General features: G+C 69.1%; 11 protein-coding genes. 6 read left to right on the top strand and 5 right to left on the bottom strand.

Going from position 1 to position 14,019, the window contains the following annotated elements:
- Positions 1 to 98 precede the first annotated feature (98 nt).
- Positions 99 to 1,730: an alpha/beta hydrolase-fold protein gene (locus AB0F72_RS41755; RefSeq protein WP_360444742.1), complete on the bottom strand. Its 1,632-nt coding sequence runs from the start codon at positions 1,728 to 1,730 to the stop codon at positions 99 to 101.
- A 215-nt stretch (positions 1,731 to 1,945) separates the two neighbouring features.
- Positions 1,946 to 4,078 carry a bifunctional polysaccharide deacetylase/glycosyltransferase family 2 protein gene (locus AB0F72_RS41760; RefSeq protein WP_360444745.1) on the bottom strand — a complete coding sequence of 711 codons (2,133 nt, stop codon included), beginning with the start codon at positions 4,076 to 4,078 and terminating at the stop codon, positions 1,946 to 1,948.
- Positions 4,079 to 4,295: 217 nt separating this feature from the next.
- Here AB0F72_RS41760 and AB0F72_RS41765 point away from each other — a divergent pair, with 217 nt between their 5' ends.
- Positions 4,296 to 5,444 (top strand): chitinase, encoded by a 1,149-nt coding sequence (locus AB0F72_RS41765; RefSeq protein ID WP_360444748.1) that lies wholly within the window; start codon positions 4,296 to 4,298, stop codon positions 5,442 to 5,444.
- 16 nt (positions 5,445 to 5,460) lie between these two features.
- Here AB0F72_RS41765 and AB0F72_RS41770 read toward each other — a convergent pair whose 3' ends face one another.
- A complete protein-coding gene (locus AB0F72_RS41770; protein ID WP_360444751.1) occupies positions 5,461 to 5,694 on the bottom strand; it encodes a hypothetical protein in 234 nt (77 codons plus the stop codon).
- Between the two features lie 131 nt (positions 5,695 to 5,825).
- Here AB0F72_RS41770 and AB0F72_RS41775 point away from each other — a divergent pair, with 131 nt between their 5' ends.
- Both AB0F72_RS41775 and AB0F72_RS41780 read left to right on the top strand, forming a co-directional pair.
- Positions 5,826 to 6,683: a GDSL-type esterase/lipase family protein gene (locus tag AB0F72_RS41775; protein WP_360444772.1), complete on the top strand. Its 858-nt coding sequence runs from the start codon at positions 5,826 to 5,828 to the stop codon at positions 6,681 to 6,683.
- Between the two features lie 192 nt (positions 6,684 to 6,875).
- On the top strand, positions 6,876 to 7,571 hold the full coding sequence (locus tag AB0F72_RS41780; protein WP_360444754.1) for a hypothetical protein: 696 nt from the start codon (positions 6,876 to 6,878) through the stop codon (positions 7,569 to 7,571).
- 87 nt (positions 7,572 to 7,658) lie between these two features.
- On the opposite strand, the gene AB0F72_RS41785 is transcribed toward AB0F72_RS41780, so the two are convergent.
- Positions 7,659 to 8,717 (bottom strand): substrate-binding domain-containing protein, encoded by a 1,059-nt coding sequence (locus tag AB0F72_RS41785; protein ID WP_360444757.1) that lies wholly within the window; start codon positions 8,715 to 8,717, stop codon positions 7,659 to 7,661.
- A 47-nt stretch (positions 8,718 to 8,764) separates the two neighbouring features.
- Between AB0F72_RS41785 and AB0F72_RS41790 the strand changes: the two genes are divergently transcribed.
- Both AB0F72_RS41790 and AB0F72_RS41795 read left to right on the top strand, forming a co-directional pair.
- Positions 8,765 to 9,193, top strand: coding sequence for a MarR family transcriptional regulator (locus tag AB0F72_RS41790; protein ID WP_360444760.1), 429 nt, complete (start codon positions 8,765 to 8,767; stop codon positions 9,191 to 9,193).
- A gap of 87 nt (positions 9,194 to 9,280) precedes the next feature.
- Complete coding sequence (locus tag AB0F72_RS41795; protein ID WP_360444763.1) at positions 9,281 to 11,764, top strand: DUF6250 domain-containing protein; 2,484 nt, start codon at positions 9,281 to 9,283, stop codon at positions 11,762 to 11,764.
- Here the strand turns inward: AB0F72_RS41795 and AB0F72_RS41800 are convergent.
- Positions 11,751 to 12,194 carry a protein-tyrosine phosphatase family protein gene (locus AB0F72_RS41800; protein ID WP_360444766.1) on the bottom strand — a complete coding sequence of 148 codons (444 nt, stop codon included), beginning with the start codon at positions 12,192 to 12,194 and terminating at the stop codon, positions 11,751 to 11,753. The genes AB0F72_RS41795 and AB0F72_RS41800 overlap by 14 nt on opposite strands.
- A 45-nt stretch (positions 12,195 to 12,239) precedes the next feature.
- On the opposite strand from AB0F72_RS41800, the gene AB0F72_RS41805 reads away from it, so the two are divergent.
- Positions 12,240 to 13,475, top strand: a complete 1,236-nt coding sequence (locus AB0F72_RS41805) for an MFS transporter (protein WP_360444769.1) — start codon at positions 12,240 to 12,242, stop codon at positions 13,473 to 13,475.
- The last annotated feature ends 544 nt before the right edge of the window (positions 13,476 to 14,019 follow it).

Below are 14,019 nucleotides of genomic sequence, written 5' to 3' on the forward strand. Positions count from 1 at the left end.
GGGTGGGGTCTCTTCACGTTTCTTTTTCCCATACCGCCCCCCCCCCCCGCCCCGCCCCCCCCCCCCCCCCCCCCACGACCTGCTCCAGCACTGACCTCCTAGCGGACCGGGTGCGCGGCGAACTGTTCGGCGTGCAGCGCGAAGGACCGGTCCAGTTTCGGCATCCAGTAAGCGTCGTCGTGCCGCCCGGCTCCGAGCTGATAGTCGTGCTTCACGCCCTTCGCGGCGAGCGCGGTGCTCATCTGCTGGGCGGCCACGCCGAACCGGTACTCGTCGGAGTCACCGCCGTCGAAGTAGAACCGGTGCCGGTTCAGCGCGTCCGCGGACATCCCGGCGACCAGGGTGAGCGGCCGGAGGCCGGCGTTCGCGGCGCGTTCCTCGGCCGTGCCGACCAGCGGCGCCAGGCTGAGCGCGCCCATGTGGCTGGCGATCGAGCTGAACACGTCCGGGTTCGTCAGGCCGAGCGTGAACGCGCCCTGCCCGCCCATCGACACACCGCTGATGCCGCGGTGCTCGCGGTCCGGGATGGTCCGGTAGACCCGGTCCACCATCGGCACGATCTCCTTGACGATCATCGAGCGGAAGTTGCCGGCGGACGTGTCGACGTACCAGCCGCTGTCGCCGTCCGGGAAGACCACGATCGCGTTCACACCCAGCTTGTCGAGAACGGTGTCGATGTCCCGCGCCTCCCACTCGATGTTGCTGCCGTTGAAGCCGTTCAGCAGGTAGACCACCGGGAAGCGCTGCGCGGTCGTCCGGGTGTAGTTCTGCGGCAGGTAGACGTTGAACTGCGTCCGCCGCCCCATCGCGGCCGAGTCGTAGTCGTCCCGGAAGAACCGGGCGTGATCGCCGATCTCCACGAGCTTGCGCGGGTCGAGATAGAGCAGCTCACGGGTGGTGGGCAGACCGGTCCAGGTGCGGATGGTGTCCACCACGAGGCGACCTCGCGCGTCGACGAACACCTCCGCCTGGCTGTCGGTCAGCGTGACCCTGCCCTTCTTCAGCAGCGCGCGCAGCTCGGTGATCCGGCGCTCCGCGGTGTCGCCCTGGTGGAAGAATCCGGAGGCCAGCGTCGCGGCATAGCCGCGGACATCCCCGGCGGCCACGGCGCGGTGCTGCCGGCTCAGCACGGCACAGGCGTGCGCCAATTGGGTACGGGTGGCAGCGGTCCCGGTCACTCCCGCGAGGGCCCGCAGCCGCGCCTTGGAGAAGAGGCCGACCGGTCCCTGGTAGAAGCCGCCGCCCCCGGTGCCGTCGTAGATCCGGACGGCGAGCACGTTGGTGGCGCCCCACCGGAGCAGCCCGTCGGCCGGGTAGTACTCGCGCGGAACCTCCCAGGTCGAGTCGAACGAGGGCGGGAAGCCGCCGGTGTGCCCGATCTCGGAGCCGTTGAGGAAGACCTGGTCCGCGTCGTCGATCTTGCCGAGCGCCGCGATGATCGTGGAGTCGGTGACGCCGGCCGGCCGGGCCGGCAGCGTGAAGGTCTTGCGGTACCAGGCGTAGCCGTCGTAACCGGAGAGATCGGGGTGATCACCCCAGTTGTCCGGGACGCTCCAGTCGCGCCAGGTGGTGTCCGCGAACGAGGGGTCGGACCAGGTGGTGTCGTCGCCGGTGGTGAACTTCCAGCCGCCGCCGGCGAGATCGACGCCGAAATCGACCGAGCCGGTGGTGGCGCAGGCGGTGTCGGCGACGGGCCGGGACCCTGCTGACGCCGATGTGGGAACGTTCACACATGCCAGCGAAAGAAGAAGGGCGCCCAGCAGGGCGGTGACCGAACGACGGGAAGGACGGTGAGTTGTTGGTGACATCGAGCCTCTCCCAGAAGCCTTGTGCACAAAAACACACACGAAACGTGGTGGACGCACACTCGCAACATTCGAGATCGATGTCAATGGTGGTGGCCGGCCGCTCCGGGGTCGGCAATCCGGAGCGGCCGGGCCGGTCTCTAACCGCCGCTCGGGGTGCGGTTGCTGAGCAGGGAGCTGAGGCCGCCGGCGCGGTGCAGCTTCTGCCAGCCGAGGCGGATGCCGCCCAGGGCGGCCAGCACCGACTGGATCAGCACCAGATACATCAGCTGCCGGTAGACGAACTGCTGCAACGGGACCATCAGGACCGGTGCGAGCTTCTCGCCGTCCAGCCGGAACGCGTACACCGTGCCGGCGAGCTGGATGCCGAGCATGGTGAGCCATGCGACAGCGGTCTCCATCGGGTCCAGGAACAGGAACCCGTAGATCAGGAAGACGTCGATCAGCGGGGAGAGCAGCGGCATCAGGGTCTGGAAGAGGAGCAGGTTGAGCAGGCCGCGGCGGCCGAACTTGCCGCCCGCACCACGCTCCACGAGCGTGTGGCGGTGCTTCCACATCGCCTGCATGGTGCCGTAACTCCACCGGTAGCGCTGTCGCCGCAGCTGCGAGATCGTGGTGGGCGCCTCGGTCCAGGCGCGGGCGTGCTCCTCGTACACCACCCGCCAGCCGGCCCGGATGATCGCGATGGTGAGGTCGGTGTCCTCCGCCAGGGTGTCGTCGGACAGGCCGTTGACCTGGCGCAGCGCCTCCCGGCGGAACGCGCCGATGGCGCCGGGAACGGTCGCCATGCAGCGCATCACGTCGTAGGCGCGGCGGTCGATGCTGAAGCCGACGACGTACTCGATGTGCTGCCAGAGGGCGATCAAGCCGGTCCGGTTGGCGACCTTGGCGTTGCCGGCGACCGCGCCGATCGTGGCGTCGGCGAACGGCTGCACCAGCTGGCGTACGGTGTCCGGCTCGAAGACCGTGTCACCGTCCATCATCACCACGACGTCGGTGCCGGCCGCCGCGATGCCGGTGTTCAGCGCCGCCGGCTTGCCGCTGTTCGGCTGCCAGATCACCGTGACGTTCGGGTAGCCGAGCCGCTCGGCGATCTCCGCGGTGCCGTCGGTGGAGCCGTCGTCCACCACGATGATCCGGATCGGATGGGTGCTGGCCGCGAGTGATCGCACGGTGTCGGCGATGCACTCCTTCTCGTTGTACGCCGGGACGATCACCGTGACCGGCTCGGTGTACGGCCGTCCCCAGGTGTTCGGCGCGACGCCTCCGGCTCGTCGCCGGCCCCGGCGATGCCGGTTCGCGTGCCGGCGGCCGAGGATCAGCATCAGCGCCAGCCGGCCCACCGTGAGCACGCCGAAGAGCAGCAGCAGCCCGGAGAACCAGATCGTGGTGTTCCGGGCGATCTGCACCGCGCCGACCATGCTCGTGCCGATCACCAGGTCCTGGGTGGTGGCCTTCGGGTTCACCGTCTCCATGCCGGTGAGCGCCGCGATCGTGGTGAACGTGTAGCCCTGCTCCAGCAGCTCGGGGATCACCGTGGCGAGCGCCTCGGCGGTGTCCGACCGGTCGCCGCCGCCGTCGTGGAAGAGCAGGATCGCGCCCTCGCCGTCCTCCGGGGTGACCGCCTCGACGATGTCGGCGTTCGTGACCCCGGACTCCCAGTCTCGGCTGTCCAGGTCGTTGACCACGGTGAGGTAACCGCTCGCGCCCATCTCGGCCATCACCGACCAGTTGGTGTTGTCCAGCGCCGCCACCGTCGACGAGTACGGCGGCCGGAAGATCACGCTGGTCACCCCGGCCGCGCCGGCCAGCGCGTACTGGGTCTCCTGCATCTCCACCGTGCGCCGCCAGTCGCCCTTGCTGGACATCTCGGGGTGGGTGAACGTGTGCACGCCGACCTCGTTGCCCTCGGCCACCACCCGGCGGACCAGGTCGGGGTACTTGCTGATCTCCGATCCGATCATGAAGAACGTGGCCGGGACGTCGTACTTCGCCAGGACGTCGAGGATCTCCGGGGTGTACTCCGGGTCCGGGCCGTCGTCGAAGGTCAGCACGATCTGCTTGGCGCCGGCGTCGACGGTCGTGGTGGTGGTCCCGTCGGTCTGGATGATCGGGCCGCCGGTCAGCGCCGCGTCGGGGACCTGGTCGGTCTGCGCGGTGGACTCGATCGCGCCGTCCTGGGTGAACTCGCCCTCGACGAGTCCGTTCACCAGCAGGATGCTCGCGAACAGGGTGAGCAGCACCGCGAAGATCACCCAGCGGGGTTCGGGCACGCGGATGCGCCGCCTGCTCGGTGGCGAATTCCCGGGTGGTTTCGCCTTCCCCGACGTGTAGACACTCACGCGAATACCTTTCATCTGATGTGGGACAGGTCACTTGATTCGTTGTCTGCCGGTGGTCGCTCCCTTTCTTTCCGGGGCGAATCGGGCGCAGATTGTGTGCGTGCTGTGTCCGGATTGAACGCTTAGGCGCGAATAGTTAAGTACTGATATGACCGAGAAATGCAACTATCTCGGCATGCACCCGATAAGTCGCGCCCTGGCCTGCCTCGCGGTCGCCGGGATCCTGTTCGCCGGCGCCTGCAAGAGCCAGGCCGAAGCCGAGACCCAGCCGGCCGCGGCGCCCGCGGCGACCGTCTCCGCCTCCGCTTCGCCCTCGCCCTCGGTCTCGGCCTCCCCGAGCGCCACGGCCGGCGCGTCGCCCCGCGCCTCGGCGGCCGCCACGCCCAGCGCCGCGGCGAGCGCGACGACCGCGCCGGCCGGGGACGGCGGCGAGGGGCCGGTCGTCGCGCCGTACGTCGACATCCTCGGCGGCGACACGGACATCGAGGAGGTGCACGAGAAGACCGGGCTGACCGATTTCTCGCTCGCCTTCGTGCTGGCCGACGCGGCGGGCACCTGCACGCCGACCTGGGGTGGCAGCACTGCCCTGGACGACAGCGCGGTGGCCGGCGAGATCGAGGCGATCGACGGGATCGGCGGGGAGGTGATCGTCTCCACGGGTGGCGCCACCGGGACGTACCTGGAGAGCGTCTGCTCGTCGGGTGATCTCGCGGACGCGTACGCGGAAGCTCTGGACGCCGCCGGCAGCAACCACCTCGACGTCGACATCGAGCAGGACGTCGACCACGGGACCGTGGCCGCGGCCCTGGCCGAGCTGCAGTCCGGCCGGGACACCGCGATCAGCCTGACCCTGCCGGTCGGCGGCACCGAGACCGGTCTCACCGACACCGGCGTCGAGCTGCTGCGCACGCTCGCCGACGCGGGCGTCGAGGTCACCGTCAACGCGATGACCATGAACTTCGGCTACGACAGCGGCTGGGGCGAGGCGATGACCGAGGCCACCGAGGCGGTGCACGCCGACCTGGCGACGGTCTGGCCGGGCCGGACCGAGGCGGAGCTCTACGCGATGCTCGGCGTCACCCCGATGATCGGAGTGAACGACACCGGACCGGTCACGACCGTCGCGAACGCCCGTGCCGTGCTCGCCTTCGCGGCGGAGAAAGGGCTGGGCTTCGTCCGGTTCTGGTCGGTCAACCGGGACAACGGCGATTGCGGCGACGGCGAGCTCAGCGGCACGTGCAGCGGCATCTCGCAGTCCGAGTACGCCTTCACCAAGCTGTTCGCGGACTTCGAGTAGCGATGTCATCGCCGGCTCAGCGGTGGCTGTCGTGCGCCGCCGAAGGGCTCGCCCTCACGACCGTGCCCTTGGTGGTGAGCTCGGCCGACGGCGCCTGAACAAAACTGGACACGATGACGCCGATATAGAGCAGGGCGCCGGCCGCGGCCGCGATTCCCGACAACATCAGAATCCGCTTCCGCCGCCCGGTGGAATCGACGAAGACCTTCGCGGTGCTGGATTCGTTCAGTTTCGTGGATGCGTAGATCACGGTGCTGGTCCCCTCGGAATGTGGAAATCCCACGGCCCCAGCAAGCTAGAAATCCATTCTGAGGGAAAGCTATGCCAACACTCAGCAAGCTCTGTGCATGATCGCAAAACCTGTCATATCGTTCGGTGACTATGATTCGTCGCTGGCACGCCGCAGTCCTCGCGGTCCTCGCCGCCGTCGCGATCGCCTGCGACGGCGCGGGTGAGGCCGCGCCCGAGCCGTCGCCGAGCCGCAAGCCCGGCAGCACGTCGTACCCGTCGCGGATGGCGGCTCTCGGCGACTCGATCACCGCCGGCTTCGGCAGCTGCCTGGCGTTCGTGGCGTGCTCCCGCAACTCCTGGTCGACCGGCACGAGCTCGGCGGTGGAGAGCCACTACCAGCGGATCCTGGACAAGAACCCGAAGATGAAGAACAACGCGGACAACTTCGCCGACCCGGGCGCCGAGGCGGACGCGCTGGCCGGGCAGGCGGACCGGGCCGTGGACGCGAAGGCGCAGTACGTGACGATCCTGATCGGCGCGAACGACGCGTGCGCCGGCCGGGTGCGGGACATGACCCCGGTGCGGACGTTCCGGCAGGAGGTCGACCGGGGCCTGAGCCGGCTCAAGAAGGGCCTGCCGAAAGCGCGGGTCCTGATGGTCAGCATCCCGGACCTGTACCGCCTCTGGGAGGTGGGCCGCAAGAACGAGCAGGCGGCGCGGGTCTGGAGCGACGGCCGGATCTGCCCGTCGATGCTCGCCGCTCCGACCTCCACGGCGAGCGCGGACGACGAACGCCGCCGGGCGGTGCGGGACCGGATCGACGCGTACAACGAGCAGTTGCGCAAGGCCTGCAAGGCCTATGGGAAGCGGTGCCGCTGGGACGGCGGCGCGGCGCACGACGTGCGTTTCACGCTCGACCTGGTCAACGAGATCGACTATTTCCATCCCAACGTGGAGGGCCAGAACGAGCTGGCCGACGTGGTCTATCCCGGCCGATTCACCTGGTGACCGACGTCACATCGGGGCATTCTGGCACATCTCGGCACGGTCGTGACGACCTGCGATTTTCGTCGTCCATTCACTCCATGTAGTGAGTTGTCACCACCATGGAGCGTTTTATTGCGGCTTGTCAGCGGCAACCATGGGACGGCAATGGCGGGGCTGATTCGATGACCGACAACAGTGCTGAAAGGACCCCGGATGGCTGAATGGGTTCTGGTGCCGAGTCTGGTGCGGTTGCGCGCCGACCTGAACAGAATCGCGCCTGGCCGTGATCGCGCCAGCGATGGCGCCATCGGTGACCGTGCTCATCAGGCGAACGTCTCCGACCACAACGACGACGAGGTCGGGCGGGTGCCGATCCGGGACGCGGACGGCAAGCACGAGGTGCACGCATTCGACGCGGACGACGATCTGCGGACCCCGAATCTCACCATGGAAATGGTGGTGCAGCACGTTCTTCGCCGGTGCCGCAGCGGCGCCGAGAAGCGGTTGCGCTACATCATCTACAACCGCCGGATCTGGGAGGCGTCCAACTCCTGGCGCCGGCGTGCCTACACCGGCGCCAGCCCGCACACCGAGCACGCGCACTTCAGTGCGAGTTACGAGACGAAGCGCGAGGCCGACGCCTCGTCCTGGCGACTGGAGGACATCGAAGTGGCACTCACCGACGCCGACAAGAAGTGGCTCTCCGCCCAGATCGACGCGGCGGCCACCAAGGCCGCCGAGCGGGTGTGGAAGACGCGGCTGAACATCGCCGTCCAGTCCGGAGCAAGGCCCAACCTTCAGGAAGCGGGCTCGATCCTGCGATACACGCCGAGTGAGCACCACCGGATCGAGGAGGAGATGGAGTCGCTGCGTACCGAGGTGCAGAAGGTCCTCGCCGAGGACGTGTGAGTACCGGAGGGCTCGATGATCACGTCAGCTCGCGCGCTGATCCGAACGGTCGCCGGCCAGGTGGTCGAATCAGATGGCCGGATCAGGTCAGGGCAGCTGGGTGAGGACGTCGAACTCGACGCCGCGCGCCTCGGCCAGATAGATGCGCTGGTTCACGTGCCGCTCCCGCAACCGCAGCAACCCGCGCGGGCCCTCGTAGGACACCGACTCGGCGGCCCCGCCGATCGAGCGCGGGTCGACCGCCCCGGCCTGCTCGACGAGCGCGGCGAGCAGCAGCACGCCCTCGTGACAGGATTCGCCCAGGCTTCCGAGCGGGGGCGCCTCCGCCCCGAAGCGGCGGGCGTAGCGGCCGTGGAAGTCCAGGTTCTCCGGTGTCACCATCGAGGCGAAGAAGCCGGCCGTGCTGAACAGGTCGGCGGTCGCCGTCGCGCCGCTCGCGAGCAGCATGTTCTCGTCCATCAGCGTGCTCAGGCGCAGGCAGCGCCCGGCCGGCCCGGAGCGGGCGAAGGCCCGGTTGAAGCGGACGGCGTCCGTGCCGACCAGCAACATCAGCACCGCGTCGGCGGCGGACTGCTCGATCGCCCGCAGCGCGCCGGTGAAGTCGTGGGTGCCGAGCGGGACATAACTCTCCCCGACGATGCTCAACCCGGCGCCGGCCGCGAACCGGTGGGCGGCCAGGGCGGTCCGGCGCGGCCAGACGTAGTCGTTGCCCACCACGTACCATCGCCGGGCGCCTCGCTCCGCGCCCAGCAGGCGCATCGCCGGGAAGAGCTGCACGTCGGGCGTCTCGCTGGTGAGGAAGACCCCCTCGGTCCGCTCGCCGCCCTCGTAGAGGGCGGTGTAGACGTAGGGCACCCGGCCGGCCACCCGCGGGGCGACCGCCTGCCGGACCGGGGAGATGTGCCACCCGGTCACGCCCTGCACCCGGCCCGAGCCGACGAGCGCTGCCACCTCGTCGGCGACCGCCGGTGGCGGCGCGCCGCCGTCCACCGGGATCAGCCGCAGCTCCCGGCCCAGCACGCCACCGCCGGCGTTGATCTCCTCGGCGGCGAGCTCCGCGCAGAGCTCCGCGCTCGGACCGAAGATCCCGGCCGGGCCGCGCAGCGGGACGACGAGGGCCACGTCGAAGGTGGTCGGCCGCGGCATCGCCTCATCGTGCTCGATTTTTATAGAGCTTCGGTAACATGCCAGCGATGCGGGGATCCTCCGATCTGATGTACCTGCTCACCCGCGCCGAGCGGCTGCTCGCCCGGCGTCTCTCCGGCATCCTCGACGCCGAGCGCTGCACCGCGGACGCCTGGCGTGTCATCTCCGCGCTGGCGGACGGCAAGGGCCACTTCATGACCGAGCTCTCCGAGCTCGCGTCCCTGCCGCCGGGCAGCCTCACCCGGCTGGTCGACCAGCTGGTCGAGGACAACCTGGTCTACCGCCGGGGCGACGACGTGGACCGCCGGCGGATCCGGGTGCATCTCGCGGCGCGCGGCCGCCGCCTGCACGAGCGGGTGTCCGAGCAGATCTCCGCCCGGATCGGCGAGCTGGACCCGGACGAGCGGCTGGCGCCGCTGCTGGCGGAGCTGATCGAGGCGTGTAGTCCAGGTCATACTTTTGCAGCGCAGAAATAGCGCCACCTCACCGAACGCCACCACATTCGCGATCACGTTCAAACTCGCGCAAACATCGATCAACACCCGCCCCCTAGTTTCCGGGCCATGAAACGCGTCCTCGCCGCGGCGACCGGCATCACGCTGGCCGCCGGCTTCCTTTCCACGCCGGCTCAGGCCGGCGGCCACGCTGTGGACAAGAGCCCGAAACGCATCGTCGAATCCCTGGACCGCGGCCTCGTCGCGGTGCCCGCCAAGGACGGCGGCACCTTCCTGAGCTGGCGCCTGCTCGGCACCGAGTACGGCAACAACGTCGAGTTCAACGTCTACAAGGGCTCGAAGAAGCTCAACACGAAGCCGATCGACTCCTCGACCAGCTTCACCGACACGACGAAGGGCTCGGGCGTCTACACCGTCCGGGCCGTGGTGAAGAACCGGGAGCAGGCGCCGAGCGCCCCGGCGGTCACTCCCGGCGACATCCCGCTGCTCGACGCGCCGAACTACTACGTCCAGCACGCCTGGCCGGGTGACCTGGACGGCGACGGCGACTACGAGATCGTGGTGTCCCGCCTGTCGTACGCCCTCGACCAGCCCAACTACCTGGAGGCGTACACGCTCACCGGGACGAACCTGTGGCGGGTGAACCTCGGGCCGGCGTCCCACGTCCGCCAGGGAGGCAACGCCGCCAACGACCCGCCGCTCGCCGCGATCAGCGGGTACGGCGACGTGGCCGGGTACCGCAACGACGACAACGTCACGGTTTACGACGCGGACAGCGACGGCCGCTCCGAGGTCTTCGTGAAGACCGCGAACGGCACCACGTTCGCCGACGGCGCGGTGATCAAGTCCGACAACGAGCTGGACCAGTTCGTCTCGGTGATCGACGGCCGGACCGGCGTGGAGCGCTCGCGCGCGTCAGTGAGTAAGGACTTCGCCGCTGACGGTCCCTCCGGCGGCCAGTACGGCATCGCGTACCTGGACGGCGTGCACCCGAGCCTGATCACCAAGCAGGTGGTCCGGGCCGGCGCCAAGCGCGGCGACTTCCGGGTCCTCTTCGCGGCGTGGGACTACAACGGCCGCGACCTGACCCAGCGCTGGGTCTACCAGCGCGGCGCCGACCAGGGCACCAGCTTCCACCAGCTGCGGATCATCGACGTCGACCAGGACGGCAAGGACGAGATCGCGGACGGCAACTACGTCGTCAACAGCGACGGCACCTTCCGGTACGTGGTGCCGGAGTCCATCCACGGCGACCGGTTCCACATCGGTGACCTGGATCCGGATCGTCCCGGCCTGGAGGGTTACGCCATCCAGCAGACCGAGGGCGGCGTCTTCACCAACTTCCCCTGGTACTACTACGACGCGTCGACCGGCGAGCGGCTGATCACCGGCTCGCACCCGGACGTCCCGCAGGACGCCACGCTCTGGGACGTCCCGCGCGGCACCACCGCCGACATCGATCCGCGGCACGACGGCTACGAGTTCTGGGCGGCGACAGCGAACAGCGAGCTCCCCGGCGCCGGCGTGTGGAGCGTCGACGGCGAGCAGATCTCCAAGACCACGCCGAGCGTGAACTTCCGCATCTGGTGGGACGGCGACAAGGGCGCGGAGCTGCTCGACAACACGTACGTCGAGAAGTGGAACTACAAGACCGCGACGTCGTCCAAGATCTTCGAGCCGTCCGGCGTGGTGTCCTCCTGGCGCAACGCTGTCCCGTTCTACGGCGACATCCTCGGCGACTGGCGTGAGGAGTATCTGGCGGAGACCGCCGACCACACCGCGCTGCGGCTCTTCACCACGAACATCCCGACCAACGTGAAGCTCTACACGCTGGCTCACAACCCCGGATATCGCCTGGGCTGGACCGTGCGGGGTTACCTCCAGTCCACGTTGACCGACTTCTACTTCGGGTACGGCAGCAGGCCGCCCGCCAAGCCGCGGATCCAGACGACGGCCACCGCGGGCAACGCCTGGCAGGTCGTCGCGGAGGACGACTTCACCGCGGACTCCGGCAAGTGGAAGGCCGAGCTGCAGAGCGGCGGCACGGTCTCGGCCGCCAATGGGATCTTGGACATCGACGTTCCCAACGGCGCGACCGTCTGGCTCAAGCAGGAGCTGTCCGGCCCCTACGAGATCGAGTACACCGCCACCCCGATCTCCCGGGGCGGCGCGAACGACCTGGTCACCGACCTGAACTCGTTCTGGAACGCGCGGGACGTGCGCTCGCCCGCCGACATCTTCGCGACCACCCGCAACGGCGCCTTCGCCGAGTACGACTACCTCAAGACGTACTACGTCGGGCAGGGCGCCAACCTCAACACCACCACCAGGTTCCGCAAATACGTGGGGGAGAAGGGCAACCGCCCGCTGATCTACGACTACACGACTCCGCTGATCGAGGCGAACGTGCCGATCCGCGTGCGGATCTCCGTGAACGGGTCGCAGATCCGTTACTACAGCGACGACCAGCTGGTCTTCGACTACACCGATCCGGACCCGTACTCCAGCGGCTGGTTCGCCTTCCGCACGGTGGCCAGCCACTTCCACATCGCTGACTTCACCGTCTGGCGGCCCCCGGTCACCGCGAGCTGAACCGCTCCACGAATCTGCGCTGCCACGGCGTCTCGACCGCCCGGGGATGATAGTTCCGCCTGACGAACGCCACCGCCTCGCGGGGCTGGACCCCGTCCAGCACCGCGAGGCAGGCCAGCGCCGTCCCGGTCCGCCCGCGACCCCCGCCGCACGCCACCTCGACCCGCTCACCCGCGCTGCGGCGCAGGCTTTCGATCAAAACCCTTTCCAGGTACGGGGGATCGCCCGGCAACCGGAAATCCGGCCATCTCACCCAGTGGCTCTCCCAGCCGAACTCGGGTGGCGGCGACCCCAGCAGATAGACACCGATCTGTGGCGGATGCCCGGACGGCATGGCGTCCCGCAGTCCGCGGCCCCGGACCAGCCGCCCCGACGGCAGTCGCAGCACGCCGGCGCCGGACGGCTCCCAGGTGACCGTGACGCTGACCATTTTCCGATCGTAGTCACGGCCGCCGACCCGTAGGGTGATCCCCTTGTGAGCGCGATCGTCCAGACCTTCCTGCCCGCCCGGCTCGGCTCCAGCTTCCGATGGCTGCTCGCCTCCTCGTGGACCACGAACCTCGGTGACGGCATCGCCGCGGCGGCCGGTCCGCTGCTGGTCGCCTCGCTCAGCCGGGACCCGATCCTGATCTCCCTGGCCGCGCTGCTGGGCTGGGCGCCGCCGCTGCTCTTCGGCCTCTACGCCGGCGTGCTGTCGGACCGGCACGACCGCCGCCGGATCGTGCTGGTCGCCAACGCGATGCGGCTCGTCGTACTCGGCGCGCTGGTCGGCCTGCTCGCCACCGGACGTCTCACGGTGCACGGCGCGCTGATCGGACTCGGACTGATCGCGACGGCCGAGGTCTTCGCCGACAACACCACCGCGACGCTCACCCCGATGCTGGTGCACCGCGACGACCTGGTGATCGCCAACGCCCGCCTGCAGACCGGTTTCATCACCCTCAACCAGCTGGCCGGCCCGGCGCTGGGCGCGGCGCTCTTCGCCGGCGGCCGGATCTGGCCGTTCGTCACCGAGACCCTGCTGGTCGCCGCCGGGGTGCTGATGGTCGCCCGGGTCACGCTGCCGCCGCACGGTCGTTCGGTAGCGGTTTCCGCGGAGCCGGGAGGTGTCCGGCACGAGATCGCCGAGGGCATCCGCTGGGTGATCCGGCACCCCGCCGTGCGTACCCTCTGTCTCACGATCTTGATCTTCAACCTGACGTTCGGGGCGGCCTGGTCGGTGCTGGTGCTCTACGCCAGTGAACAGCTGGGCCTCGGCGCGATCGGATTCGGCCTGATCACGACGGTCTCCGCGGTGGGCGGCATCGTCGGGACGGCCTGTTACGGCTGGCTCACCGCGCGCCTCAGCCTCGGCGACATCATGCGGATCGGCCTGGTCATCGAGACCCTCACCCACCTGGTCCTGGCCGTCACCACCTCGCCGTGGATCGCGCTGCCGGTCTTCTTCCTGTTCGGCGCGCACGCGTTCGTCTGGGGCACCACGTCCCGGGTGGTCCGCCAGCGCGCCGTGCCGCAGCACCTGCAGGGCCGGGTGGACAGCGTGAACACGATCTGCGTCTACGGCGGCCTGGTGATCGGCTCCGCCTTCGGCGGCGTGCTGGCCACGCATTACGGCATCGCCGCGCCGTTCTGGGTCGCCTTCGCCGGTTCCACGGTCTTCCTGATCCTGCTCTGGCCCCAGATGACGAGGATCGCCCACCAGGACCACTGACGCCGCGTGGAAGCCGGGCTCGCGTGTGAATTTCGGGCGTGCTCCGCGCCTGAAGTCAACACGCAGTGTGGAAGCCGGGCTCGTGTGTGGATTTGGGGCGTGCTCCGCGCCTGTAGTCAACACGCAGTGTGGAAGCCGGGCCCGCGTGTGAATTTCGGGCGTGCTCCGCACCTGAAGTCAACACGCAGTGTGGAAGCCGGACTCGTGTGTGGATTTGGGGCGTGCTCCGCACCTGAAGTCAACACGCAGTGCTGGGCCCTTGTGTGCGTGTGGAGTTGGGGCTTGGAGCGCGCCTGAAATCGACACGCGGGTTTGGGGGCGGTGGCCGGTGGTGTTCGGCGGCCGCGGCTGCGCGGCGGCCCGGTGATCCTGGCCGCCAGGCGGTGGTGGATCGTGGAGTTTCCGATGCCGACTGGTGCCCGGTGCTCCCGCCTCGGGCGTTGAGGTGGGCCTGCCCCGTTTTGACGGACATCCAAGATCAGGGGACCTGGGGTCTCCGGGAGGATGTCCAGCATTATGGAGAGCGTGGGAAAGAAGCGGTCGA

Origin of the sequence: Actinoplanes sp. NPDC023936, from assembly GCF_040639325.1 — a bacterium.
Lineage (GTDB): Bacteria > Actinomycetota > Actinomycetes > Mycobacteriales > Micromonosporaceae > Actinoplanes.

Coding starts and splice junctions, on each gene's coding strand:
- AB0F72_RS41765 (WP_360444748.1), top strand. CDS start 4,296: ATGACCGAGAAATGCAACTATCTCGGCATGCACCCGATAAGTCGCGCC.
- AB0F72_RS41775 (WP_360444772.1), top strand. CDS start 5,826: ATGATTCGTCGCTGGCACGCCGCAGTCCTCGCGGTCCTCGCCGCCGTC.
- AB0F72_RS41780 (WP_360444754.1), top strand. CDS start 6,876: ATGGCTGAATGGGTTCTGGTGCCGAGTCTGGTGCGGTTGCGCGCCGAC.
- AB0F72_RS41785 (WP_360444757.1), bottom strand. CDS start 8,717: ATGCCGCGGCCGACCACCTTCGACGTGGCCCTCGTCGTCCCGCTGCGC.
- AB0F72_RS41790 (WP_360444760.1), top strand. CDS start 8,765: ATGCGGGGATCCTCCGATCTGATGTACCTGCTCACCCGCGCCGAGCGG.
- AB0F72_RS41795 (WP_360444763.1), top strand. CDS start 9,281: ATGAAACGCGTCCTCGCCGCGGCGACCGGCATCACGCTGGCCGCCGGC.
- AB0F72_RS41800 (WP_360444766.1), bottom strand. CDS start 12,194: ATGGTCAGCGTCACGGTCACCTGGGAGCCGTCCGGCGCCGGCGTGCTG.